This is a genomic window from Leptolyngbya boryana PCC 6306 (assembly GCF_000353285.1).
GTDB lineage: Bacteria > Cyanobacteriota > Cyanobacteriia > Leptolyngbyales > Leptolyngbyaceae > Leptolyngbya > Leptolyngbya boryana.
In genome coordinates, this window is sequence record NZ_KB731324.1 from 2816805 (window position 1) to 2842009 (window position 25205).

Consider the following 25205-nt stretch of genomic DNA (forward strand, 5'->3'; position numbering starts at 1 on the left):
TAAAGGGGACAGTTTATGACGATCACAGAGAAGAGATCGTTAGCCGTAAGTCGAACTGAGTCAATAGAAACGATGAAAACCGAGATGTAGCGGGCAAAAGATGGCAATTAGCACCGTATAGAGTACCGATGCGAAATTAGGTCTTTACAAAATAGGTGTTAAATAAATTGCCTCCCTCCGGGAAATTACTGAGATATTTATTAGAATCCGTGGGAATTTTGAGGACTTTTCGGACTCTGGGTTATACAAAAGTATGGTTCTTTATCAATGTGCTTAACTTGTAACCGATCGTATTGGATTACAAGCAAAAAGCACGCACTTTTTAAGATATTTTGTCGTGTTTCCCTAACTTCGGATTCTTGTGGTGTTATGCAAGCTGTCCATTCATTTAAGCGGTTTCCCTCTGCGATCGTATCCCATACGGTCGAGCCTTCCACAGTTGCTGAGAATCCAATTCAAGCGTTTTGTCGGTTGCAAATTGAGCAGATTTTGTCTCAATTTCCAGATCTCGGCATTCGTTTAGTTTTTCATTCTCCAGAGCATTCAAAACGTCAGTGTTTGCTTTATGGTCGCGAATTTTGGTCAGTGTTAGATACGGAGGCTCAAGCATTTTTGGCATCCGAAACTTGGTGGATCAAAAATTCGATCGGGCGATTGATTAAAGTTTTTACAAAATCAAAACCTCGATTCTATGCTTGCCCGATTAGTCCCACCAAACCGGAATACCTGTTGCTTGGAACCCCCAAACTTCTTACGGCAAAGCAGAAAAGATTGATAGAAAACTGCGCAAATCTGTTGAGCCATCATCTCTCAATGGTGCGCGAACTTTATACACAACGCCAGTCGTACCAACAGTTAGAGCAAAAAAACAACCACATTGAGCATCAGGTGAAAAGTCCGATCGCGCTAGTTCAAATTTATACTGAGATGCTACTGACGACTGTTTCTGAACAGCACTCCAGATCGCATCTCGAATCAATTCAGGCATCGATTCAGGATATCAGCCGTCATCTGAAGCAATTGACCGTCAAACAAAAACCGCTGCGAATTGCGGAACACAATTTGAGTGAACTGATCACGGAAAGTCTCAAACAGTTGCAGCCTTGGCTGACTGAGAAGGACATTACTGTGAACTATTCGCGATCGCTGATGCTGATCGATGTCGATGCCTGGCAATTTAAGCAGGTGTTGGATAACTTGATTTCCAATGCGATTCATTTCAGCCCTATCTCTAGTCAGATTGATTGCCACTGGGAAGTGACCGACCAGGAAATCGTGATCGAAATCTCCGATCACGGTGTGGGTTTGTCTGAGAGTGATGTCGAAAATCTCTGTACTCCGTTTTATTCTCGTCGTCCGGGTGGAACAGGATTAGGACTTTCGATCGCTCAAAAGATCATTCACGCGCATAATGGTCGCCTATGGGCAGGCAATTTACCAGAAGGCGGCGCGAAGTTTTCGGTGGCGCTGCCTCGATATAGCCCCAAATTATCGATCGTGCCTGCGATCTAACGGTTCCATTTTTACGAGTTCACTATGTCCACTCCTGCCACTATTCAGCAAACCTCTGTTCTGCTTGTCGATGATGATGCTCGGTTCCGTCAGGGTCTACAAACCTTGCTTCAGTTCTATAACACGACGAATGATCAACGATTTACAGTAGTGGGTGAAGCAGCTTCTTCACAGCAAGCGGTGCAACTGGCAATGGAGCAGCACCCTATGCTCATTCTGCTGGATATGGAGCTAGCAACCGGAGATGGGATTGCGACCTTGATGGAGTTAGCAAAGCTAGATCTACGATCGCGCATTCTCGTTTTGTCTGGTCATCAAGAGGATGAATGGGTGTTTCGAGCAATGCGGGCTGGCGCAAATGGCTATGTCGTGAAGGATGATCTGGCGACGCAGTTATTTCAAGCGATCGAGACGGTTTTGAGTGATCAGATTTATTTGTCTCCAGAATTGGCAACGCGATTTTTTCAGACGTTCCGGTTTTACAACGGGCAAGCTTCAGAAGCGAAGGTAAAGTTACACTTGACGGAGCGCGAGCAAGAGGTGTTGCACTGGTTGGTGCAAGGCGCTTCTAATGAGGAGATTGCAGCCCATTTATATATTTCAGTCGCGACAGTGAAGGCGCATTTGACGGCGATTTTCAATAAATTAGGTGTGACAAGTCGAACGCAGGCAATTATTAAAGCGTTAAAGATGGGACTAGTCGGTTATTCTTGATGCTGCCTACGAAGCGAGTTAATCTTTGGGAATTGATAAAGTAGGCAACGATGGGCGAGACGATCGCTCTGGTAAGGCTCGCATTGGCGCTCGTCGAGAAGATTCAGTCGAAACTTTCATCGGTGCAGGGCGATGCGACAAATGCCACCATCGCAAGGCTAACGCGATCGTCACCGTGCTCAATCCGAAAATCACCAATGAAGTGCTTTGATCAATTCCACCGATCGCGACATTCATTGCACCCGCAGTCAGAATAAATCCTGTGATCGGCTCTTTACGATAAACCGTTCTCAAGATGCGAAACCATAGAGCATTCATCATAGTCATTTCATATTCAGGATTTTGAAACGTGACCTCCGAGTCCTGGGGAAACTGAGAGGTCATACCTTTTCTCTAGCTTAGCTAACCGCAACGGATTCAGACAGCGAGATCTGAGTCACGATCGTGTTACATCCTAGCCATTGCTGTGCCAATTGCATGAATGGTTTCGGATCACCGCTGACATAAAACCGCGTCGGCATCGGAGAACGCTGATTTCGCAGTCCCAAGATCTCCAATTCCTGAGCCGCTGCTTTCGCCACATGCACTGCCGGGTCTACAAATTGCACTGACGAAGGCACGATCGATTTCAATACAGGCGCTAAATGCGGATAATGCGTACAGCCGTAAATCAGCGTGTCAATTTCTTGGTCGAGTAACGGTTGTAAATAGCTTTGAGCCACTTTGTGGGTGTAAGGATCGTCGATGCGTCCTTGCTCGATTAAGGGCACAAATTCAGGACAGCCGACCTGCCAAACTTCAGCCGTGGGATCGACTTCGAGAATCGCTTGACGATAGGCATCGCTTGCAGCCGTTGCTGGCGTTGAGATGACTCCGATGCGTCTTCCTTGTCGGACTGCTGCACTGGCACCCGGTAAAATCACGCCCAAAATCGGTAAGTTGGGATATTCCTGACGTACCGTTTCGATCGCTAAAGCCGAACTCGTATTACACGCCATGATCACCATTTTGGCGCGGTGAGCCACCATCCAATCGAGAATTTCGCGCACGAATTGAATAATCTCAGACTGCGATCGCGTTCCGTAGGGCAAGCGCGCTGTATCGCCAAAATACAAAAGTGATTCATTCGGTAATTGACGGTACATTTCGCGCAGCACGGTCAAACCGCCGACCCCGCTATCGAAAAGCCCGATCGGATCAGAGCCATTCGGGAGATCTCGCAGAAATCCCCCAAAATTCGATACTTCCATGTTCATGCTGAATCCTCACACCAATGTAAAACGCCCAAATCAGAAAAAATTCCTGCTTGAATTGTAAATGTGTACTTCGATTCCTGAACCGTCCTTTTCGGACGTTTCTACAATCAAAATCCAAAATCTAAAATTCAAAATCTTCTATCTGACTGTTAACTTTTTTCTAAGTCTAGGCGGTCTTGCTCAGAGGCTCAAGATCGACTTCAGAGAAGAAATCATGAATTCTATTTGCAGAAATACTTGAGAGGAAAGCGCGATCGCTTCTGTCGTGGTCAGATTGTTGAACAGGGTTGCAAATGTTGTCGGGCTGCATTCCGGGGAAGTACGGATAATTCTGCGTCAGAGGGTTAGAATCTGAGGAAGTTTCGTAGAGTGTGGATGGGTTATGAGTACTGCCTCTAAGCTTGAACTGATGCTGAGTTTTCAAGATGCGGAGAGTCCTGAGAAGCAGGAGAAATTGACACAGACGCTCTGGCAGCAGATGAGGCAGATTGACGGAGTGAAGATCGATCGCGTCAGTGATGACAATCCGCCGGAGGGCAGTAAGGCGTTTGGGTCGTTTTTGTTGGGGTTGCTGAAGGCGACGGTGACGTTGGAGGGGTTGAAGTCGCTGTTTGGGTTTTTGGGCGATCGCTTGGGGAATAAGCCGATCAAGATTAAGGCGAAGTTTGCGGATGGGCGTGAGGTGGAACTCGAAGCGAGTAGTCGTGAGGAGTTGGCGCTGGCGGAAGAAACGTTAAAGCGGTTGGCTCAAACTTTGTAGGACGATGGCAAAGATAGCGTTGCTGATTGGCGTGAGCGAGTACGCTGAGGGGTTGAAGTCGTTGCCTGCGGCGGTGAAGGATGTGGCGGCGATGCGATCGATATTGAGCGATCCAGAGATTGGTGGGTTCGATCGCGTTGTGCCGCTTGAGAATCCAGATTTACAGACGATGCAGGAGGAGATTGCTACGCTCTTTAGCGAGTGTGGTGAGGAAGATCTATTGCTGCTGTATTTTTCGGGGCATGGGATCACGGATGAGTTTGGCAAGTTTTATTTCAGCAATCGGAGTTCGAGAAAGTTAGCGGATGGCAGGCTGAATAAGGGTACGGCGGTTCCTGCGAGTTTTGTGCATGACCAGATGGAGAATTGCGAGTCGCGGCGGATGGTTGTGATTTTGGATTGCTGTAATAGTGGGGCGTTTGGGGCGAATGTTGCGCGGGATGAGGGGACGATCGACTTTTCTCGGCAGTTGGGCGGAGAGGGGCGGATTGTGCTGACTTCTTCTTCGGCGATCGAGTATTCGTTTGAGCGGTCTGGGGAGGAGTTGGCGGTTTATACGCGTTATTTGGTGGAGGGGTTGCGGACGGGAGCGGCGGATCTCGATGAGGATGGGTTGATTTCGGCGAATGAGTTGCATGAGTTTGTCAGGACGAAGCTGACGCGGGCGATGCCTTCAATGCACCCGGAGCGGTATGTGGTGCGGGATGGAGAGAAGATTGTTTTGGCGCGGGCATTCGTTGATGTTGCTCAGAAGTATCGCAAATTGGTCGAACAGTATTGTGCAGAGGGTGAGATTCGTCCGGCGGGGCGGAGAATGCTCGATCGAAGAGCGCAAGGTTTTGGGCTGGATGCGGCGGTGGCGAGGCAGATTGAGGATGAAGTGCTTCAGCCATATCGGGAACATCGGGCGAATTTGGCAGAGTATGAAGAGGTTTTGCGCGAATGTAAGTTTCCGTTGGATGAACGAGATCGACGAGAGCTAAAAGAACTTCAGCAGGAATTGGGGCTGACGGATGAGAGTGTTTTAGAGATTGAGCGGCGAATTGTTCCTGACGCAAAGGATGTAGAGGTTCCGGCTTCTGTAGAGCCTAAACCGACAATCAAAGAGCCTTTAAAGCCTTCGCTTCCGGTTTTTAGCTTTGAAGTGATTACGGTCAACGATCGAGGACAGGAAATCGATCGTCGTCAAAGCCAAGCGAATTACCGTCGAGAAGAACTCGCGAAAGGTGTCTTTCTCGATATGGTTTGGATTCCAGGTGGAACCTTTTGGATGGGTGCGGCAGAGGGAGAGTTAGAAGCAGAAGATATTGAGAAACCTCGGCATCAAGTGACGATCGAGCCTTTTTTCATGGGTAAGTATGCGGTGACTCAGGCGCAATGGAAAGCGATCGCTCAATTCCCCAAAATCAATCGGGCTCTCGAACTAGATCCATCCAAGTTCAAAGGCAATAATCGACCTGTTGAGCGAATTTTTTGGGAGGATGCTATCGAGTTTTGCGAACGATTAACTCGAAAAACGGGAGAGCGATACCGATTACCGAGCGAGGCTGAATGGGAATATGCGTGTCGGGCTGGAACGACGACCCCGTTCCATTTTGGAGAAACAATTACGTTTGACTTGGTAAACTACAACGGCAATAACACTTATGCGTATGCAGCGAAAGGGAAGTATCGCAAAACCACGATCGATGTCGGGAGTTTTCCTCCGAATGCGTTTGGTCTGTATGAGATGCATGGAAATGTATGGGAATGGTGCGCTGATCCATGGCATGACAGCTATACAAATGCGCCTGTAGATGGTCGTGTTTGGGAAGTGGAAAGCGATCGTGAGAACAACCGCAGAGTGTTGCGGGGCGGCTCCTGGTTCAACTCTCCGAGGTATTGCCGTTCTGCGGCTCGCCTCTTTAATGCTGCGGGGATTCGCCTCAACCTCAACGGTTTTCGCGTCGTGTGTTCTGCGCCGAGGACTCTGTAGCCCTTTGCCCTCTTGCCTTTTTGCCCTTTGCTCTTGTTTCTTTTCTCTTCTTATTCGCGCTCTGCGCGATCAAAATTTTTTGGACAATTTGGGAAAGCGATCAATGGATGTGTGATCGTGATTCATCGATCGTCGTCTGTGATTCATTAGATGTCGATCGCGAGGGGTTGATCGTTATTGACGATTCATCGATCGACGTTTACGAGAGATCGAACATCGTGAGTGCATCACTGTAATATCATTCGCGATTCATCGATCAACGCTCGTGAGAATTTGAACATCAAGGGTGAATGTTCGATCGTCATTGGAGATGTATTGATCATCGTTTGCGAGGATTTGAGTATCAAGCGTGAATGTTCGATCGACGTTGGAGATGTATCGATCGATGTTGGAGATGTATCGATCGACGTGACCCATAAAATTTCCGGCGTTGCTGAATCACAGTATGTTTTCTTCGTTTGAATCGGTTGCAGCCCTCACCCCAACCCTCTCCCAAATTGGGAGAGGGAGCCAGAATTCTAGTTCCCTTTCTCCCAATTTGGGAGAAGGGGTTAGGGGATGAGGGCAGAATTCATGCCATTATTCAGCAACGCCGAATTTTCTTTAACATATGCAATAATCTATAGAGCGCTTGTACTTATCACATCACATTTCCGTTTCCAATGACGCGACAGCCCTTCGACGAATTTTCCAAACAACTCTTTGAAGCGCTCCTCACACCTTACGGACGAGTCACCATCGATCGCACCGTTCCCGGAGAAGCTCGTCGCATCGACATCTACTTTGAGCCAGACGACTCAGTTCAACTCGACCCCAACGAACTGGGTCAACTCGCCCAATTAAGCACAAGCAAATCCCTATTTGAGCCATTTCGCAATCCTCCAACCGCAACCGATATCCGTAGCTGTGTTTCAAAACTCTATTTCCTTCATGCCGAACTCGATCGCGCCGCCGAACAAACCCTCCCAGATTCAGAACAACCGCAATTATGGATTCTGGCATCTTCTGTTTCAGATCGAGTTCTAAACGACTTTGGCGGCAAACTTCAGGAAGAAGACGGGATTTATCTTTTCGATCGAGGTTGGCGAACAGGCTTAATCAACATTGCTGAATTACGCTCAACTGAAGAAACTTTATGGCTCAGGCTACTCGGCAAAGGCACAACTCAAGAACAAGCGATCGAAGAGCTACTCATGCTGCCAGAAAACACCCCAAAGCGTTCCACAGCCCTTGATCTATTAGCCCGCTGGAACCTTAGTATAAAAGTAACTGAAACTCTTGACGCAGAGGAGAAGCGATTTCTAATGGCACTCTCAAAAGCATATTTAGAATGGGAACGTCAAACGCTCGCGACCGGAAGAAGACAGGGAATTGAGCAAGGAATTGAGCGCGGGAAAGCTGAACTGATCTTGATGCAACTGCGATCGCGCTTCTCTCTGCCCGAACCCCTCGAACTTCAAATCCAGCAACTCCCGATCGCACAACTTGACCAACTCGCGATCGCACTGTTGAATCTCAGTACGATCGCAGAATTAGAGCAATGGTTGGCAGAACCCCGCTGATCCTCAAAACTAACTGCGTCTACCCAAGTACTCAAGAATCCCACGTGCAATCGATTCTGCCATCCGTTGCCGGAATGTCGTATCTGACAACCTGCGCGCATCATCTCGCCCTGTGACAAACCCAAGTTCGAGTAAGACTGAGGGCATTGAGGTGCGCCGCAGTACATAAAATCGAGCGCTGCGAACTCGGCGATCGGGCGCGCCAGTGCCCGCCAAGATATTGCGATGAATCGTCTGGGCGAGTTCCAATCCACTTTGGAAATAGTAGGTTTCGACTCCATTGATATCGGGACGGCTCATGCTGATTGCATTCGCGTGAATACTGACAAAAATTGTGGCTCTAGCGCGTTCAGCAATATCGACACGGGGCTGCAAATCGAGATCAATATCTGCATTGCGCGTCATCACAACCTGAACATTACTACGTTCTAAGATGTCTCGCACGCGGCGGCTGACATCGAGAACGATTTCTTTCTCTTGAATTCCACCAATTCCGACTGCTCCAGGATCGGGTCCACCATGTCCGGGATCGAGGATAACGACTTGACGACCGCTTGGGATCGGGCGGGGAACTGGGGTGGGAGTGGGACGAGGGGGGACGGGGATCGGATTGGTTGTGGGGGGTGGGGTGACGGGTTGTGGGGTGATAGGGGGTGGGGTGACGGGGAATAAGCCTGATCGAGTAAATGGAACCGTCAATTGTTGTGGGCTAGACTGCACAATCGCGCCAATTTGGTTGCCAGACGCAGGAATGATCAAGACTGCAACGTCATTGCCTTCTTGCCGAACTTGGGCACGAAGTAGGGGACTGTTGGCAGGGAGTTGAATCGTTCTAAGATCCGTACGGGCAGAGCGAATCAGGATACGATAAGCTCCTGAAGGGCGATCCCATCCGGCGCTGTAGTTGAGAGCCTGATTGCCTCGGATCACGAGTTGACGGTTGGCATCTAGTTCTACGGATTGGACGATCGCGGTTTGCGAAACGGGCTGTCCAGGACTCGCTCCGATCGTTTGGGGCAGAATTATCAAGCCCCCGGAAGGACTGACACTCGCCTGCCAATTTGGGCTTTGTTCAGAGAGTGTCAAAGTCACACGAACCACATCTGGCGAAAGCTGGGTAATTTGAGCGCGAGAAACGCCATTCAAATTGACGGGCAAATCACGCGGGGAAAGATTTGGAGAAATCGTTGCGCCGTAAAAATCGAAAATCATTTGGCGGCGATCTCCGGATCTCAAGGAACGAATCTCCGGTGCACCTCCGGTCGATCGCAGAAAGAACCCATCTCCAGTCGCTTGCAGACTTTGTAGAAACGCGCGCGCATTAGTCGCAGGAGGAGTCGAGGAAATCGGCGGCGGGGTAACGGGTGAAGGCGTAACGGGTGAAGGATTAATCACGCCTGAAATTTGGGGATTCGGCAACTGCACCGACCATTGATTGGCGGCTCTCGGTTGGAACTGCACCTGATTAGGGTCGATCGTGTATCCGGGCGCATATTCAACGACCATGCGAGTCGTACCAGGAGCAAATTGCCCCACTCGAATCGCGCGAATCGCACCGTTATAGGATTCTGTGACTTGGGGGCGACCGAACGTGACACCGGGCATATCAATCACAAGACGAGTCGGATTGCTCAACAATTGCGCGGTGGGCTGCACGCCGTCATCGGTGAAAAATTCTAATTGAGTTTGAGTCGGACTTAACCGCCAGGACTGTAATCGGGCAGCCTGAGCCGGGAAAGTCAATAGTAAAAAATAAAAAGAGCAAATCAAAAAGAAAGCTTGAACGCAAGATGTTTTCTGAGATTTGCTTGCGCGAGATGCCTTAATTTTTGTACTCATCGTGTGAAGACCGCGTTCCAACTTTTCTCTCCTTTGATGCGTGGTGTTGCACTCATTTCGTCAGCAACTTTTATCATTTGACCGTCAAAATTCGGCGGCAAAATGTTAAAGATTTCGCCTACAAATTCAATGATTCTGAATCTATTTTCAGTCCTCGCTCACCCACGATCGATGAATCCTTGCTCGGCTGAATCCTTGAATTCATGCCAGTATTCACCTCAGAAATCTAACCTTTATACACCAAATATCTTGAATCAGAATCAACGATACTGGATCGACTGACCTAATATCCTCAAACTCGTTCCTAGAATCTGGAAACTCTGTTCAATTGATTTGAGAAATCGGTTTGTTCTCTTCGATGAAGCTCGACGCAAAAAAACTCGATCGAGTTTCTGAATGGTTCGATCGAGTTTCTGGGAAATAGCGGTTGCATAAATTCAAAAGAGGTGAAACAACGGCATCTCTAACTCAACAGGGTGGAGTTAGGCTAGAGCATTCTAGTACAGATGCCGGGATCACAGCATATTTTTTTGCTCATATATCGTCTGGCGCACTGAGAACTGGAGCCGACTCTTCTCGTTGGAAAACCAGCCGCAGTAAAGGCGGTGCGACGAATGTGGTTAAGATCACCATGACGATAATCGCAGCTTGTAAGGCATCGGAGAGAATGCCTGTATTTGCCCCAAATGACGCAAACACGAGTCCAACTTCGCCTCGTGGAATCATCCCGACTCCGATCGCGAGTCGATTTAATCCAGGCTGACCAAACACCGTAAATCCAGTCACGACTTTTCCTAAAATCGCCACAACAATTAGAAATCCGGACATGATCAAGCCTTCATGATTCGCTGGATCGAACGGGTTGAGGACGCTGACATCGGTTCTTGCTCCGACAACGACGAAGAAAACTGGGACAAGCATATCTGCGATCGGCTTAATCTGAGCTTCGAGTTCTTCACGTTTTTCGGTTTCCGCCAAAATTAATCCGGCAGCAAACGCCCCTAAAATCGCTTCTAACTGAATCACAACCGCAATATCCGACAGAATGAATGCCACAATCAAAGCACTGACGAGCAATTGACCACGTGTTTTCAATTCATTGACCAGCGTGACAAAAAACGGGCTAACTAATCGTCCTAACCATAAGCTGCCAATCAAGAAAATTGCCGCGCTAATAATCAAATAAATGACGCTCGAAACCTGCACTTCGCCAGTTTTCGCCAATCCTGCGACGACTGCCAGCACAATAATTCCGAGCACGTCATCGAGCACTGCCGCACCGATAATGATTTGTCCTTCTTTCGAGCTAATGCGCTGAATTTCGGACAAGACTCGTGCGGTAATGCCGATACTGGTCGCTGTCAAAGCAGCTCCTGCAAAAATCGCAGGAATCGCAGGCACGTGAAAGAGGAGCATTAAGCCTGCGGTTCCCAATCCAAATGGCACAGCCACCCCCACACAGGCGACCACCGCAGCTTGATAACCGACTCGAATTAATTCTTTGAGATCAGATTCTAGTCCGATCTCAAACAGCAGAATCACGACTCCGATTTCTGCCAAGACTGAGATCACTTCACTCTGCGATTCAAATACGCTATTGAGTGCTTCGGGGCTGAGGTTGGCAGTCATTTGCAGGGCTTGCATGATCAGCGATCGACTGGCATCAAAATCGGCACTGGGAAACACCAACAAATGCAGTGCCGAAACTCCAACCACAACCCCTGCAACCAATTCGCCTAACACAGAGGGCAAATCAAGGCGGGCACAAATTTCTCCGCCGATTTTACTTGCGAAATAGACAACGACTAGGCTTAACAGAACGCCTGCGAGAACAAGAGACCCGCTTTCTGCGCTGGCTTCTGCAATGAGCGGATGAGAAAAGACGAGTGAGGAAAGGGAATTGATCATAATCCGACCGATCGAAAATCCCTTTAACTGTACTTGGTCTCAGGGATTTCTTCAGCCAACGAGCTTACCGAATCGATCGTAAATGAAAAGGACTTGTTACAATCCTTTATAATGTTAGAAAATCACTCTCTAAAACCAATATGGAACCAGCATTCGCGCTGAATATCTCGCTCTGTGTAGCGATCGTTGGACTGACCGGATACGCGATTTACACTGCTTTTGGACCGCCTTCGGTTGATTTGGATGACCCGTTTGAAGATCATGAAGACTAAAAATTAGAGGGTGTCGAAGGATGCCCTCTTTTTGTGAGATTTATAATGAGGGAGCGAAAAGATTTAGTCGCGCACTGTTTCCAAGGAATCGCTCATCATGCGGATTACGATCGATCTTCCTCAAGATTTGCAAGTTCACCTCGCTGAACAAGCTCAACAACTTAATTTGTCGGTTGAAACGCTCATTCTTCAGTCCCTTCAAGAGCGGTTTCAAGCTCCTGATCCAGATGAAACTCCAACGGAGACGGTGATTGAGGGAATTCATCAGGGGTTATATGAAGCGCTAACGGGGCAGACGATTCCGCTGTCGCAGATGTGGGATGGAATTGATGCCGACTGATTTGCCTTTTGTTCGGATTGAACTTGCTCCCCGTTTCAAACGAGACTTACGCGCTCTTGCTAAATCGTATCGCCACGTTCGATCTGATCTTCAACCGCTGATCGATCAACTTCAGGCAGGCGAGCTTCCTGGAGATCGTATTTCTGGAGTCAAATATGCGGTTTTCAAAGTTCGTCTAAAAAATCGTGATGTTCAGAAAGGAAAGAGCGGCGGCTACCGAGTAATTTACTATCTCAAAGCAGGTGACTTGATCATTCTGGTTACGATTTACTCCAAATCAGACCTTACCGATGTTGGTGCTGAAGTGGTTGAAGACGCGATCGCAAAGTACGAGAAAGAACTCCAGTCTGATTCTTCCGATTTGGAGGAGCGCTAGACATAGTTACCCCTTCTTTTCAATTCGATAAGACCGAATTTGCCAGGGTTCGATTTTCGTGGAAGTGTTGATCGGTCTTTCGAGTAAATCAACGGCTTCAATGATCTCGAAGTCGCCTTTTAAGTTGAGTTCTGCAGGTTCTCCGTGGCATTCGTAGCAGCGCAGAATGTACTCGTCTGGATTGTCCTCGGATTGCTTCAGGCTAGAGAGGATAAGATTGTCTGCTCCTAGATCGAGGAATGAATGAACGGGGGGAAGTGTGCCGTTTTCGGGGATTTTTTCCAGTACGATCGCTTGCATTGGATTGCAAAATTCTGCGGCTTTGCGAACGGTTTGAGCTTCTTTCCAGTTTCCAGCGTGCGGATAGATTGCATAGCTAAATGTATGGTGTCCTAAGTCGGCTTCTGGATCAGGGAATTCTGAGCCGCGTAGTAAGGTGAGTCTAATCTGATTGGATGTGCAATCGTACCCATGTTTGGATTCGCTGAGAATGCTAACTCCGTAATTTTCGTCGCTCAAATCTGCCCAACCGAGGGCAGGAACTTCCCATTTTGCTTTTTCGGCTTCGGTTTGGGGAATTGTAGTGCGCTCGATCGCGCCTCCTGCAATTTCATAAGTTGCAAAATTCGCTTCAATGTTAAGCGGAAATGCTGTTTTCACAAGAACATGCCGTTCTTGCCAATTGATAGTGTTCAGAACATTTAAGATAGGCGCATTTTGTTCAAGGCTATAGGTTTGGACGAAGGTTGACTGCCCAATTCGACGACGTACAGAAATATAAGATTGAAAAGAATGTTGAGGGTTAAATGTAGAACCTAGAGGTGGATGCACTAGACCCAGTTTGATATCTAGCAGTTCTGGACTTGGTAAGGCATAGTTGGAGTAATTTGGATCAATATTCCAAGCGTCCCAATACTGACCTTCATCCCGAAATACTTGGATCTGAGTACCAGAAGCGCCCAGAATCTCGCGCTGATCTTGTTTATCAAAAATACTTTTTAAATTACCAGTTTCCAGATCAATAGAAACCTTTAAAAAATCATTTTCAAGTGTTGATGTTTCTGGGAATTTAGGTAAGAGAAGCTCTTCAGTTTCAATTGGAATAAGCCAAAAGCATTTATATCCTATCGCTGGAATATCTTCAGCGTAGAAATCAATCAAATCGCTCTTTAACTTTTGATTTGAATTGTAGTAGTAACATTGCTTTTCGATCTGATTACCTTCTAAATCAGTGATTCGCCATTGTAGAGAATTATTATGTAAAAGCTCGATATCATTTGGAATCCAAGTATAAACTAGTTGGCTTTGTTGCCAATTCAGTGGATTAAAGACCACAACTAACTTGGCATTCGGATGTGGTAAAGATGGAACTCGAATGTGCGCTCCGATTGACTGCTTTGCTCTCATGCTGAATCCCGTAGCCGAAAAACATGCGTCTTTCCAAACTTTATTCGCGTCCCGAAAGACTTGCTGAATTGAAGTTCCTGGCAGAATATCGTGAAATTGATTAAATAAAACTTGCTTCCAAGCCTCTTCTATTTCTAACTCTGAATTAAAATTTTGTTCTGCAATCCCTAGCTGTGATGTCCAAATGTCTGCTTCTCGTAATACTGCTTCACCCCACCGATTGAAACTTTTCTGATCGCCATGTGTCGTATAGCAGCCGCGATGAAATTCTAAATAAAGCTCATCATTCCAAGTGTCTTTCGGAGCTTCTAGGCTTTCTAAGTACTTCAATGCGGTAGTAAATTCTAGCTTTGGAAAGAACGGCGATCGCTTCCACCGCTCTGCAATTTCCAACATGTCGCGTGTGGGACCTCCGCCATGATCGCCTACACCGAACAACCACAGTGCATGAGGTTGACCCGTTTTCTTCACCCAATCCCAAGCAAACTGTGCCATTTTGATCGGATCAATTCCTTCCCCGATCGGCGAAGACATCAAACTCTTTACTTGGCTACCATCCGGTGCTTGCCAGTTAAACCATTCGTAGGGAAATTGCGTTGTATCATTCCAGCGCAGCTTTTGCGTCACAAAGTAATCAATGCCTGCTAGCTTCAAAAACTGCGGCGTTTGCCAATTGAAGCCAAAGGTATCCGGCAGCCATGCGACTCGGCAGATTTCACCAAACTTTTCTTGACAGTACCGTTGACCATACAAGAGATGACGCGCGATCGATTCTGCATTGATCAAATTCATCTCTGGCTCAACCCACATGCCGCCGACAATTTCCCAGGTTCCAGCTTTTACCTGTGCTTGAATCTGAGCAAATAGCTCCGGTCGATTCTGTTCAACCCATTCAAATAAAGCTGGAGTCGTATGGCAAAACGTCAGCTCAGGAAAGTCTTTCTGCAAATTGAGTACCGAAACAAAGGTACGTTCTGCGGCTCTCCATGTTTCTTCCACATTCCAAAGCCAAGCCATATCTAAATGAGCATGACCGAGAAGGTAAATCGTATGTTGTTTGATTTGGGTACTAAATGGTAAAAGTGAATTTCTTAGTACTGCTAGAGATTGATGAAACTGCGATCGGTTACTAACCTGCCAATCTAATTCAAATTCAAGCTTGTCTAACTCAAACGCTTCAACATAGCTCTGAATTACTTCCAATTCATCCGCAACAAAGCCCGGATCGATCTCGTCGTAATTCGACTCGTAAATTAGACGCGATCGCATCAATCCGCCAATGTCATGTCCCGGACTGACCAATCGAATCGCAACTGCAATCTTCTCGCCTGGAACTGTGGCAGAACTCAACACAATCCGACAAGAATGATCAAATAAATCCCCTTCCTGAACCTTCTGCCCGTTCACAAAGACTTCAGCTAGTTCCGCCCACCAGGTTAATGCCAACCGCAGCGTTAACCCTTCTAAGGGATAGCCTGTTAAGTCTTCCGGCACGCTAAACTCTTGATAGAACCAGCGAACCTTTCGCCCCTTCTCCCACACTAAATAGCGTTTCTCATTCAGCTCAAGTTTTGTAAAAGATTGTGTCGATAAATCTGCGATCGTACAATCCGTTTCGCAGACGAGCCAATGCTCGATCGCATCTGCTTGAACTAAATTTCTCAAACGCTCAATAAAAGAAGTGACAAATTCAACCATACCGATATGATATTGGGGTGGAAAATCGCGATTGTTACGATCGTCCTCAGTTTATGACCTCTCAACGCTATCAAAGCCAATTGTTTAACTTTGTCACGCAAAAGACTCAGAAATTTGCGGACAAGACGAGTACCTTATTGCGGCACGCCAAACTTGCTGCCATTTGGGGCACTCAAATTTTGCTGTATCCGGTCTACGCCCTCTTCCAGGGCACACGCTACGTTGGGCAGCAAATCGGGCAACGAGTGGAAAAAACAGTATTACGCTTGAAGATGAGTCGAGAGGAAATCGCGATCGACCCCGATAACAACCTCAGCGATGCGCCGATTCAAAATGTTCTGGTCGCTGTCAAACGCGCCTTAGTCAGCGGCGGCAATCTTCCCGTTCTCAAAGAACGGCATCCACTCGTCGTAATTGGACGATTCTTGTTCCGTCGCGACGAAGAAGCCCTAATTGTCTCGAATCCGTATCAAATTACCGCGATCGCTTGTACCGTTGATACCCAAAAAATCGTTTTGATTCTCGAAGATAATGTCATCTTCGACATTCTCACTCCAGAACAACAGCGTCAGATCGGACAGCGCATCCGACTCGAACTCGCCCGCTACTGGCAATGGCGACGGAAGCTGTATCTCAAATCCGCTCCCTTATCCCTGCCCGAAGATCGAGAAACTTTACTAGCTCCGATTCGAGTCTTCCGGCAATTAATGGCTTGGGTGCAGACTAGCCCAGTTGCGATCGCTGCCAACCTGTTCAACGAATCAGAACTCGTCGAAGTTGCAGAACTCACCTGGTTTGTTCCGAATGTTCCACTGTCGGCTTGGAATCCCACCGGACTGATTCCCACGCCTCCGAGCCGCAAAGCAGTCACCACTTGGTTTGCTCAAGCTCCGAACTTAGCTGATTTAGAAGCGTTAATCTGGGCAGCCATTCACTATTTCTTTGGCAACAAGCCTCGCTTGGCAACAGCAAATGGTGCTTTGTCAGACACGGTGGACTCCTCGCCTTGGTTAAGCTTTACCGATGTCTTTGGTGGGGCGTTGCCGAATCAAGCTGTCAGCGAAATTCAGATCTTGGAAGGCTCGGCTGCCTTTAATGGAGTGTTGATGCCGAATCAAGCTCCATCGTTTACAGAATCGCTCTTCGAGCATGTTCAGCGCCATCTGAGAAGATTTTCTGGAAAAATCATTCTGCGATCGAAACCCAAACAGCGCGCTGCAAGCTTAAGCCGCATCGAAACCCGAATCACCCAAGTGTCGATCGAGTCCGCACAGCCGCTCGATTTTGGCACACCCACCGAACTGGCAACGACTCAAAAAGCATCTGTACCTGCGGTAAGACGGGTCGAACGGACTCAAGTAGAGACAGCATTTGATTGGATTGAAACCCCGGCGACTGAGGTCGAATACATCCTGAGCCGTTGGCAAAAAATTCTCAAATGGCTGGACAATTTGGTGCTTTGGATCGAGGAAAGAATCATTGCCTTCTGGCATTGGCTCCGCGAGCGCAATTAACAACGATCCCGTCCTCCTGTAAGATAAAGGGACTAATTTCAAACCCCGCCCAACCAGTTTGGAGTCATTCATATGATCACACTCAAAATCGTTGTCTATATCACGGTCTTCTTCTTTATCGGTCTGTTCGTCTTTGGATTTCTCTCGAACGACCCCTCGCGCAACCCCAACCGCCGTGATTTAGAATAATCCATTCTCGATTTTGAGAATGAAGAGGGCAGACATCTGCCCTTTTTTTTTCAGTCAATGCCGCAAGAGCGATGCGCGATCGACATTACTATCGATCAATCTCTAAAACCTACAAGGCTCTAACCGAACTCGTGGAATCAATTTGCTGAAATTCCCGTCAATCCGTTAAAGTGCCAATGCTGCCGTCTGCCTTCTGTTCCGAGTCGTATTTCTAAGACTATGCCCTATCTGGTTCAACCTCCTGCGATTGTTCAACCTGCCCCTGCCCCTACGCAGAAGCCCAACCTAGCGATCAAGCTTGCTCAAACCGCTCCGCCAGAGAAGCTTCCCGTTGAGTCAAAAAAAGCAGAAGACCTAACTGGAACTCAATCCATTTCAGCGATCGAACCCGATTGGCAATTTGCAACCTCAACCCCCCTCTCCCAAACCCCCCCACCCCCCACTTCCTCCCCACTCCCCATCTCCCCACCCCCCACTTCCTCCCCACTCCCCATCTCCCCACCCCCCACTCCCCTACCCCCCACTTCCCCCACTCCCGGCAACATCCCCACCGAACGCCTCACCAACCAAGGAATTCTCGAACTCAAAGCCGATCGCCAAGACTACGACACAAATCGCCAGATCTTCACCGCCGAAGGAAACGTCTCACTTCGATTTCGAGGCGCATTGCTGACGGGCGATCGCTTACAGGTGAATCTCGTGAATCGCCTCACAGTTGCAGAAGGCAACGTGACGCTGACTAGGGGCGATCAAGTCCTACGGGGGCAACGATTCCGCTATAACTTGATCCAAGAAGAAGGAACCGTTGAACAAGCCAGTGGAGAAATTTTTATTCCAACGGCTGGAACCGATCTCAATCCCAACTTACCTACTAACATTACGGCGGGAGTTGTCCCCGTGGGTTCAGTCGGCGATCGAGTGACTGCGGCGCAGAATAACATTTCTCTAGCAGGCAGTGCGCGGATTAATGTTGGCTCAGAGCAAAATTCGAGTGGATCAACGATTGTTCGACCTGCCGGGGGAACTGTTCGACGCTTACGATTTGAGGCGGCTCAAATTGAGTTTTATCCAGAAGGCTTTCAAGCTCGAAATATCCGAGTCACGAATGATCCATTCTCGCCGCCTGAACTGGAACTGCGCTCAGATCGGGCCGAACTCAGACGCATTTCACCGCTCAGAGATGAACTTCGCGTCAGCCGTAACCGATTGGTCTTTGATCAAGGGTTTACGCTGCCATTGCCGAGTCGAACGCTAGTCCTCGATCGCAATCAGCGATCGCCTGCTTTGTTCAACTTCGGATATGACGGTGAAGATCGAGGTGGACTGTTTATCGAACGCGATATTAATGTTTTCCCACAGTCGCCGATTCAATTCACACTCACTCCGCAGTTTTTCGTGCAAAGAGCGTTTCAAGATCGCAGTAATATTGCCAATCTCTTTGGTCTACGAGCGCGGCTTGCGGCTCCCTTGAGTCCTCGAACTGTGATTCGAGGCGAAGGTGTCTTAACTAGCTTAGACTTCAATCGGAGTGAAGAAGCATTACGAGGCAGCTTGCGAGCACAACAATTGATTGGTACACATACCTTAAGCTTAGAAGCAAGTTACCGCGATCGCTTATTCAATAATTCCCTCGGCTTCCAAGACGTTCAAAGTAGCATTGGGGCATTGTTCTTTTCACCGATTGTTCCGATCGGTAAAACTGGGATTAATCTCAGCTATCAAGTGGGATATCAATACGTCACAGCAGACACCGATCGCCTTGATTTACTAGAACCAATTCGATCGAACAATCGCATTAGTCTGGGACGATTCCAAGCAAGTGCTGCTTTGAGTCGAGGCTTTACACTATGGCAAGGAAATGCTTTACCTGCAACCCCGGATCAAGGCTTGAAGTACTCTCCGATTCCAATTCGTCCTTACATTGGTGTGGGTGTAGGAGTAACAGGTGTTGCGACTGCTTATAGTAACGGGGAAAGTCAAAACAGCATTAGTGGTGCTGTGAGTTTACAAGGACAATTTGGGAACTTCTCGCGCCCGTTTTTTGATTACACTGCGTTTAACGTCACTTACTCACAAGCCTTTCGCAATGGTTTGTCGCCGTTCTTATTCGATCGGATTGCAGACGATAAAATCCTCTATGCAGGGATTACGCAGCAGCTTTATGGACCAATTCGCATCGGGTTTCAAACGGCTTACAACATTCAAACAGGTCGAGAGATTAGTACGGATTACTTTTTAGAGTACAAGCGTCGGACTTATGGCATTACACTCCGCTATAATCCGGTTCAGCAGATTGGCTCTGTAGGTTTTGAAATTAGTGATTTCAACTGGAATCAGGGCAGTGGAGAGCCTTTCGCAGGCAGTGGTGTCATTCCGGTAGAAGGCGGAGTTATTCGATCTCCTCAGTAGAGATTCAGAAAATGTTTTAAAACTTTCGCGGCGGTTACATCCCATCTGTGATTGGAAGTCATAGTCTATTGAAACAAAGTTTACTAAAGGAACTGAAAGCCATTTTCAGTAAGCTATTTACTTTGTTTCAATAGACTTCGTTCCGATAGCTCCGACTCCCAACCGAGGGGCAGATGATGAATGAATGAATGAATGAATGAATGATTCCCGTTAAAACATCCTCTTACACTCAGTTCCAGCCTTTCCTGTAAAGTCAGAGAACTTAAAATACCGATAAATTTCAAGCAATCTATGATCAGCTTGAGTACTCTGCTAAGGAATTGCTCGGGATGTAGATGACCCAAAACGAGTCAGCAAGTTCTGGCTCTCAGTGTTGACTGAGCTTCAGAATCACAGGCTGAAGGACATTCTCATTGCGTGCTGTGATGGACTTACTGGCTTTCCTGATGCCAGTACTAGAGGAATAGCACAAAGAATCAGAAAATTCAGCTTTACCTTAATTTTCTAAAAGATGACTTTCAGGTGAATTACCTAGGAACCTTCTATCCAGAATTGGACAGGAATCATAACAGCCGTGCTTGAGAAACTTCTAGGTTGTGATAAATAAATCCGATGAAATTTGAGCAAGCTTGCATAAACGCAAAAGTGCAAACGTGTATCTCCTCAGAAGCTTAAAACCTTCACACAACACTAGGAGAAAAAACCATGCTACGTCAACTTCTTTCTGCCTCTGCGTTAATGCTTGCGACTGTTCCTGCCCTCTCAATGTCTGCGATCGCTGCATCAGCCCCACGAGTCACCGTATTCAATCAAGGTGGATATGTCGCAGACTATCAAATTAACTACAGCATTAATGGACAACGTAAAGACTTCAAAGTCTCTGGAATCATTGTTGGTGGTAAACGAACAGTAACATTGCCACTTGGCAGCCAAAACATTACAGTGCGGGGTCAAATGCAAACCGGGTTGTTCTGGGAGCCGAGACGAGAAATCTTCAATCAATCTGCTCGTGATGGAAGCTGCTTCAAGACCTTCGGTACTATCTTCAGAGGAGAATGGTCACGCGATTGCACAGCTGATTTCTAACTTCAACGAAATCCTCGGTTTGTTCACCCTCAGAGTTCTTCAGCCTAGAGAATTTGTGCTTCGCTACTAGTTCACCACAATAAATTTGATAGGAGAATAGGGAGCAATCTGAGTTTAGGGTCTCCTCACTCCCTACTCCGCAACATTGCTGCGGTTGACGACGACTTCAATCGTTATAAAGCCTTCGCAATCCGATGCAACCAAATGAAATCCTCGCCTTCTGGAGAACACTTCGATTGAATTAGCTCATTCGAGTAGTGCAGATTTTCCCCACTCAGATCCGTACGATACCCCCATTCTGTCCATTCTCCGTAAGGATCATTCACCCAAAATCCTGTTTCGTCATAGCCGCGAATCAGAATAATATGACCGAATCCTGTGAAATAGCCATGAACAATGCAAGGCTTTCCTTCTGCGATCGCTTTACGAATATCATATAAACTTCCACGATTGGTGTAGTCAACCTTTAAGCCGTAAGCCTCTCCGAGTTTGACTAAATCCGATGGCTCATGTCGTGAGAGTTGATGATCTTCCATATATTGGTAGAGTTCATCTTCAAGCTGGATAAAGCTATCACTCTGACCTTTACGCTGCCAGTACACCATTGCCATCGCATAGCAAGTTACATTGCAAGCACCCGTCGGGTTCAACTCATTGTCAAGCTGGCTCTTGTAGAGCACACCCAATTTCTTTTGAGCAGGTAGCGCTACTTTCTCTACCTGAGGTTTCGGACGCTCAACTTGAATCGGAACGATCGCACCTTGATTGTCGATCAGTTGAACATGTTCTACAAACACATACCACTCAGTTTTTGTAGGATTGCCAAGCGATTGCCCTAACATCGCAACTTTGAGATGCTTGGGATCAACTGCTTTCCAAGAATGCAGTTCAAACGTTTGCCCCCCTGCAACTGAGACTTTATCCGCATCCGCTAACTCTCCAGAACTTGCCGTCGATTGCTTAAAAATAGTATTTTGCAGAACACTAAGTTTCATCGTCTATCCTCGAATATTCATACTAAGGATAGATTTCCCCCTGAGAAACAGATTTTGATGTTCTCAGCGCGATCTCGGTAAATTTGCGAAACGTTGCGAAAATTGACGATCGGTTGAGTAACGGCAATTTATTTCGTTGAAATCTGTAAACTCTATAACACTTAAGCAAGAGATTTGAGATCGCTTGCACAATTGAAATAACAGGCGACACTTGTGATCCCGCCCTGTTTCTTGAAGCGATGGCAATAACCAACCGACTGCCCCAACAAGCTGAAGCTGAAACGCGCACTCGTATTCTCAAAGCAGCGCTGAAGCTGTTTGCGAAGCAAGGGTATGATGGGACGACTACGCGAGATTTGGCAGAAAAAGCTGGAGTCGCAGAAGGAACGTTATTTCGCCATTTCACCAATAAAAAGGCGATTTTGATCGAAGTTGCAACCCAAGGCTGGATCGAGATTTTGACCGATTTGCTCACCGAGTTAAGCGAAATGGGTAGCTATAAAGCGATCGCTCAAGTGATGCGAAAAAGGATGTTGAACATGCATCAGAACGCAGACTTATTCAAGGTCTGTTTTATGGAAGCGCAGTTTCACCCCGATTTGCGCGATCGCATTCAAATCGAAGTCGTCGAAAAAATGACCGACGTAGCAGAGGCATTCTTTCAAACCGCGATGGATCAAGGCATTTATCGGCAGATGAGTCCAAGATTGGTAGCGCGGGTATTTTTAGGAATGTTTACGATCGCGGGATTCAGTCAAGATACAATCATGTCCCCTGGAAGTTCTCCGCATGAAATGAAGGAGATGGCAGAAGGGATTGCAGATATCTTTCTGAATGGAGTTCTGGCACAACATGAATCAGTTGGCTGATACGCTCAAATCTCGACGACAAAAGCTTTCTAAGTTGGTGAATTTTCCGGTGATTTTACGATCGGGAAGTCGGAAATCTCGGAATTTTCCAGCAAATACTTATCCATTTCGCGCGAGTAGTCATTTTCTCTACTTTGCAGGATTGTCTTTAGAAGATGCGATCGTGAAAATTGAGGGTGAGCGATTAACACTGTTTCTCGATGATCCGAAACCCGCCAGTGCGCTTTGGCATGGAGAATCGCCGACGCGCGATCAGATTGCAGAAGCGATCGGAGCGGATGCGGCTTACCCACTTTCAGAGATCACTTCAGGCATTGAGATTGACAATTTAGAATTGCAGAAAGCCATCATTGAATTGCGGCTCATTCACGATGAAAGTGCGATCGCCGAAATTCGCAAAGCGATCGCAGTCACCGTTGAAGCTCATCAAGCCGGAATCCAAGCCACCTTAAGCGCAAAAACTGAAGCTCAGATTCGAGCAGCCATGGAAAGTGTGATTCTTTCGCACAATATGACCTGTGCTTATAACAGTATTGTGACCGTACACGGTGAGGTGTTGCACAATGAACAGTATCATCATCCTGTACATCCTGGGGATTTAGTGCTCGCAGATGTAGGCGCAGAAACCCAAAGCGGTTGGGCTTCAGATATTACGCGAACCTGGTCAGCTAGTGGAACGTTTTCGCCGACTCAAAAAGCGATTTATGATGTGGTACTAGAAGCGCATGATCGAGCGATCGCAAAGATTTGTCCTGGGATTGAATATCGCGATATTCATTTGCTCGCTTGTGAAGTGCTCGCAGAAGGTTTAGTCGATTTAGGAATTTTGCGGGGTCAACCTGCAGATTTAGTGGATCAAGATGCTCATGCGTTGTTCTTTCCACATGGGATCGGGCATTTGCTAGGTTTAGATGTCCATGATATGGAAGACTTGGGCGATCTAGCAGGATATGCAGCCGGGCGATCGCGCAGTGCTCGATTTGGATTGGGATATTTACGACTCGATCGACTGTTAAGAGCGGGAATGATCGTAACGATCGAGCCTGGATTTTATCAAGTTCCGGCTATTTTGAATGATCCAGAGCGCAGAGAAAAATATCGCGATGTAGTGAATTGGCAGCAACTCGAAAAGTTTTCAGATGTCCGTGGGATTCGGATCGAAGATGACATTTTGGTAACGACAGAAGGTTCAGAAATCTTAAGTGCTGCTCTTCCCACCTCTGCAAATTAACCAATTAAAAAGCGCTCTTCTTCTGAAAAGCGCTTAGAGAGAAACAATCATTTAGCAACTAGCTCAAACCGACATTACTACGATCGTAGTTTTCAATATTTCCATGATGATTGCTTTGCATCACCTGGGCAGATTCCGAAGGCATTCCAACTTCGTTTGCTTGACGAGTCAACATGGATTGCTCACGGTTGCGAATCATTTGGCGGTGACGAACCATTAATGCGCGAGCTTGATCTTGAATGGACATACTCATTTCTCCTGGTCATTTCTTGTCTATGAGACTAATATACCAGATAATTTCTGTATCAACAACTACCGTTTCTTAAACTTGTCATAGATTTGTGACAATAGATTGTTGATCCCGAAACACGGTAAGCTCACAAAAAAGCTGTGGAGAGCGGGATTATGTCTGAAACGGGGAAGCGAATTGAAGTTGGAGCGCTAAATTGGTTTTACCGAGATGCCGAACCGACGAGTTCTTCTGATCGCACTCCGGTCATTTTGCTCCACGGTTTAGTCTCTCAGGGCTACAGTTGGCGCAATGTCTTGCCTGCGTTGGGTGCAGAAGGATTTAGAGCGATCGCGCCAGATTGGATCGGCTGTGGATATTCGAGTATGCCGGATCGCCGAGATTTCGATTATCAACCCGAGACGTATCTCTCTGTCCTCGAAGATTTGATTGCAGCATTTGAATTTGAGCAAGTCTCGATCGTCGCTCAAGGCTTTCTGGGTTCCGTAGGAATCCAATACGCGCTCAGACATCCCGACCAAGTAGAACGACTGGCAATTTTTAACTGCCCAATTTTCCAAGCTGCGAAATTGCCTTGGAAACTAAAACAGATGAGCATTCCTCTCGTCGGAGACATGATGACGCAAGACCCGCTGCTCGTCGATCGCACCCTGGAAGGGGGAGGCGGATATCGGATTGAAGATGCTGACCTTGATGTCTATCGTCGTCCGTGGTTAAAAACTTCAGATGTGGGGCGGGCATTATTCGCGATTCTGCAAAATCTCCAACTCAAGCAAGTTACGGCTGAGATCGAAACCGGATTAAAAGACTGGAAAAAGCCATTATTAATCGGTTGGGGAGCGCGTGATCCTTGGCTCGCGATCGAGACTGCAAAATCCTTGTATCCAACCTTGGTTGAACTCGATGAAGTCGGACATTATCCTCAAGAAGACTGGCACGAAAAGGTGAATGAAATTCTCGTGCCATTTTTAAGACAGAAAGTGGTTTAGAAAATCCCGAAACAGAAATCCTGAAACAACGGGATGATAAACTCGTCCGAACAA

At 47.2% G+C, this 25205-nt stretch carries 24 protein-coding genes and 1 pseudogene; 18 read left to right on the forward strand and 7 right to left on the reverse strand.

Annotation, left to right across the window (positions count from 1 at the left end):
- Positions 1-369: 369 nt before the first annotated feature.
- Positions 370-1512, forward strand: a complete 1143-nt coding sequence (locus LEPBO_RS37085) for a sensor histidine kinase (RefSeq protein ID WP_017288238.1) — start codon at positions 370-372, stop codon at positions 1510-1512.
- Between the two features lie 24 nt (positions 1513-1536).
- A complete protein-coding gene (locus LEPBO_RS0114160) occupies positions 1537-2226 on the forward strand; it encodes a LuxR C-terminal-related transcriptional regulator (protein ID WP_017288239.1) in 690 nt (229 codons plus the stop codon).
- Between the two features lie 18 nt (positions 2227-2244).
- Here LEPBO_RS0114160 and LEPBO_RS0114165 read toward each other — a convergent pair whose 3' ends face one another.
- Both LEPBO_RS0114165 and murI read right to left on the reverse strand, forming a co-directional pair.
- The gene (locus LEPBO_RS0114165) at positions 2245-2610 is read right to left on the reverse strand and encodes a hypothetical protein (protein WP_017288240.1); all 366 of its coding nucleotides are present in this window, start codon (positions 2608-2610) and stop codon (positions 2245-2247) included.
- Between the two features lie 14 nt (positions 2611-2624).
- Positions 2625-3482 carry a glutamate racemase gene (gene murI / locus LEPBO_RS0114170; RefSeq protein ID WP_144056199.1) on the reverse strand — a complete coding sequence of 286 codons (858 nt, stop codon included), beginning with the start codon at positions 3480-3482 and terminating at the stop codon, positions 2625-2627.
- A gap of 382 nt (positions 3483-3864) precedes the next feature.
- Between murI and LEPBO_RS0114180 the strand changes: the two genes are divergently transcribed.
- The 5 genes from LEPBO_RS0114180 (at position 3865) to LEPBO_RS0114200 (ending at position 7779) form a co-directional block, all read left to right on the forward strand.
- Entirely contained in the window at positions 3865-4242 is a 378-nt protein-coding gene (locus tag LEPBO_RS0114180) for a hypothetical protein (protein WP_017288243.1), read from the forward strand.
- Between the two features lie 4 nt (positions 4243-4246).
- Positions 4247-6217 (forward strand): caspase, EACC1-associated type, encoded by a 1971-nt coding sequence (locus LEPBO_RS0114185; RefSeq protein ID WP_017288244.1) that lies wholly within the window; start codon positions 4247-4249, stop codon positions 6215-6217.
- Between the two features lie 20 nt (positions 6218-6237).
- Entirely contained in the window at positions 6238-6453 is a 216-nt protein-coding gene (locus LEPBO_RS0114190; protein ID WP_017288245.1) for a hypothetical protein, read from the forward strand.
- Complete coding sequence (locus LEPBO_RS42335; protein ID WP_017288246.1) at positions 6440-6679, forward strand: hypothetical protein; 240 nt, start codon at positions 6440-6442, stop codon at positions 6677-6679. Before LEPBO_RS0114190 ends, LEPBO_RS42335 begins: the two co-directional genes overlap by 14 nt.
- 200 nt (positions 6680-6879) lie before the next feature.
- Positions 6880-7779 carry a DUF4351 domain-containing protein gene (locus LEPBO_RS0114200; protein WP_017288247.1) on the forward strand — a complete coding sequence of 300 codons (900 nt, stop codon included), beginning with the start codon at positions 6880-6882 and terminating at the stop codon, positions 7777-7779.
- Positions 7780-7788: 9 nt separating this feature from the next.
- On the opposite strand, the gene LEPBO_RS0114205 is transcribed toward LEPBO_RS0114200, so the two are convergent.
- Together LEPBO_RS0114205 and LEPBO_RS37090 are read right to left on the reverse strand one after the other, a co-directional pair.
- Complete coding sequence (locus LEPBO_RS0114205; protein WP_197693266.1) at positions 7789-9522, reverse strand: N-acetylmuramoyl-L-alanine amidase; 1734 nt, start codon at positions 9520-9522, stop codon at positions 7789-7791.
- 630 nt (positions 9523-10152) lie between these two features.
- Positions 10153-11526: a cation:proton antiporter gene (locus LEPBO_RS37090; RefSeq protein WP_017288249.1), complete on the reverse strand. Its 1374-nt coding sequence runs from the start codon at positions 11524-11526 to the stop codon at positions 10153-10155.
- Between the two features lie 140 nt (positions 11527-11666).
- Between LEPBO_RS37090 and psbN the strand changes: the two genes are divergently transcribed.
- The 3 genes from psbN (at position 11667) to LEPBO_RS0114225 (ending at position 12514) form a co-directional block, all read left to right on the forward strand.
- On the forward strand, positions 11667-11798 hold the full coding sequence (psbN, locus tag LEPBO_RS0114215) for a photosystem II reaction center protein PsbN (protein WP_017288250.1): 132 nt from the start codon (positions 11667-11669) through the stop codon (positions 11796-11798).
- 97 nt (positions 11799-11895) lie between these two features.
- Positions 11896-12138 carry a type II toxin-antitoxin system RelN family antitoxin gene (locus LEPBO_RS0114220; RefSeq protein WP_017288251.1) on the forward strand — a complete coding sequence of 81 codons (243 nt, stop codon included), beginning with the start codon at positions 11896-11898 and terminating at the stop codon, positions 12136-12138.
- Entirely contained in the window at positions 12119-12514 is a 396-nt protein-coding gene (locus tag LEPBO_RS0114225) for a type II toxin-antitoxin system RelE family toxin (protein WP_026148642.1), read from the forward strand. Before LEPBO_RS0114220 ends, LEPBO_RS0114225 begins: the two co-directional genes overlap by 20 nt.
- A gap of 6 nt (positions 12515-12520) precedes the next feature.
- On the opposite strand, the gene LEPBO_RS0114230 is transcribed toward LEPBO_RS0114225, so the two are convergent.
- Complete coding sequence (locus LEPBO_RS0114230) at positions 12521-15619, reverse strand: alpha-mannosidase (protein ID WP_017288253.1); 3099 nt, start codon at positions 15617-15619, stop codon at positions 12521-12523.
- Positions 15620-15636: 17 nt separating this feature from the next.
- On the opposite strand from LEPBO_RS0114230, the gene LEPBO_RS0114235 reads away from it, so the two are divergent.
- From LEPBO_RS0114235 to LEPBO_RS0114245, 5 genes and pseudogenes are all read left to right on the forward strand, one after another.
- A complete protein-coding gene (locus tag LEPBO_RS0114235; RefSeq protein WP_017288254.1) occupies positions 15637-17133 on the forward strand; it encodes a hypothetical protein in 1497 nt (498 codons plus the stop codon).
- A gap of 72 nt (positions 17134-17205) precedes the next feature.
- Positions 17206-17322 (forward strand): photosystem II reaction center protein I, encoded by a 117-nt coding sequence (locus LEPBO_RS40970; protein WP_071596159.1) that lies wholly within the window; start codon positions 17206-17208, stop codon positions 17320-17322.
- A gap of 219 nt (positions 17323-17541) precedes the next feature.
- Entirely contained in the window at positions 17542-19731 is a 2190-nt protein-coding gene (locus tag LEPBO_RS0114240) for a DUF3769 domain-containing protein (protein WP_017288255.1), read from the forward strand.
- A 352-nt stretch (positions 19732-20083) separates the two neighbouring features.
- Positions 20084-20182 (forward strand): annotated as a pseudogene (locus tag LEPBO_RS42340) (transposase); the annotation flags it as partial.
- A gap of 254 nt (positions 20183-20436) precedes the next feature.
- The gene (locus LEPBO_RS0114245) at positions 20437-20817 is read left to right on the forward strand and encodes a hypothetical protein (RefSeq protein WP_017288256.1); all 381 of its coding nucleotides are present in this window, start codon (positions 20437-20439) and stop codon (positions 20815-20817) included.
- Positions 20818-20990: 173 nt separating this feature from the next.
- On the opposite strand, the gene LEPBO_RS0114250 is transcribed toward LEPBO_RS0114245, so the two are convergent.
- Complete coding sequence (locus tag LEPBO_RS0114250; protein ID WP_017288257.1) at positions 20991-21812, reverse strand: C39 family peptidase; 822 nt, start codon at positions 21810-21812, stop codon at positions 20991-20993.
- A 239-nt stretch (positions 21813-22051) separates the two neighbouring features.
- Here LEPBO_RS0114250 and LEPBO_RS0114260 point away from each other — a divergent pair, with 239 nt between their 5' ends.
- Both LEPBO_RS0114260 and LEPBO_RS0114265 read left to right on the forward strand, forming a co-directional pair.
- Complete coding sequence (locus LEPBO_RS0114260; protein WP_017288259.1) at positions 22052-22681, forward strand: TetR/AcrR family transcriptional regulator; 630 nt, start codon at positions 22052-22054, stop codon at positions 22679-22681.
- The gene (locus tag LEPBO_RS0114265; protein WP_017288260.1) at positions 22665-23912 is read left to right on the forward strand and encodes an aminopeptidase P family protein; all 1248 of its coding nucleotides are present in this window, start codon (positions 22665-22667) and stop codon (positions 23910-23912) included. Before LEPBO_RS0114260 ends, LEPBO_RS0114265 begins: the two co-directional genes overlap by 17 nt.
- Positions 23913-23970: 58 nt before the next feature.
- On the opposite strand, the gene LEPBO_RS0114270 is transcribed toward LEPBO_RS0114265, so the two are convergent.
- Positions 23971-24159 carry a hypothetical protein gene (locus LEPBO_RS0114270; RefSeq protein WP_017288261.1) on the reverse strand — a complete coding sequence of 63 codons (189 nt, stop codon included), beginning with the start codon at positions 24157-24159 and terminating at the stop codon, positions 23971-23973.
- 158 nt (positions 24160-24317) lie between these two features.
- On the opposite strand from LEPBO_RS0114270, the gene LEPBO_RS0114275 reads away from it, so the two are divergent.
- The gene (locus LEPBO_RS0114275) at positions 24318-25151 is read left to right on the forward strand and encodes an alpha/beta fold hydrolase (protein WP_017288262.1); all 834 of its coding nucleotides are present in this window, start codon (positions 24318-24320) and stop codon (positions 25149-25151) included.
- Positions 25152-25205 lie beyond the last annotated feature (54 nt).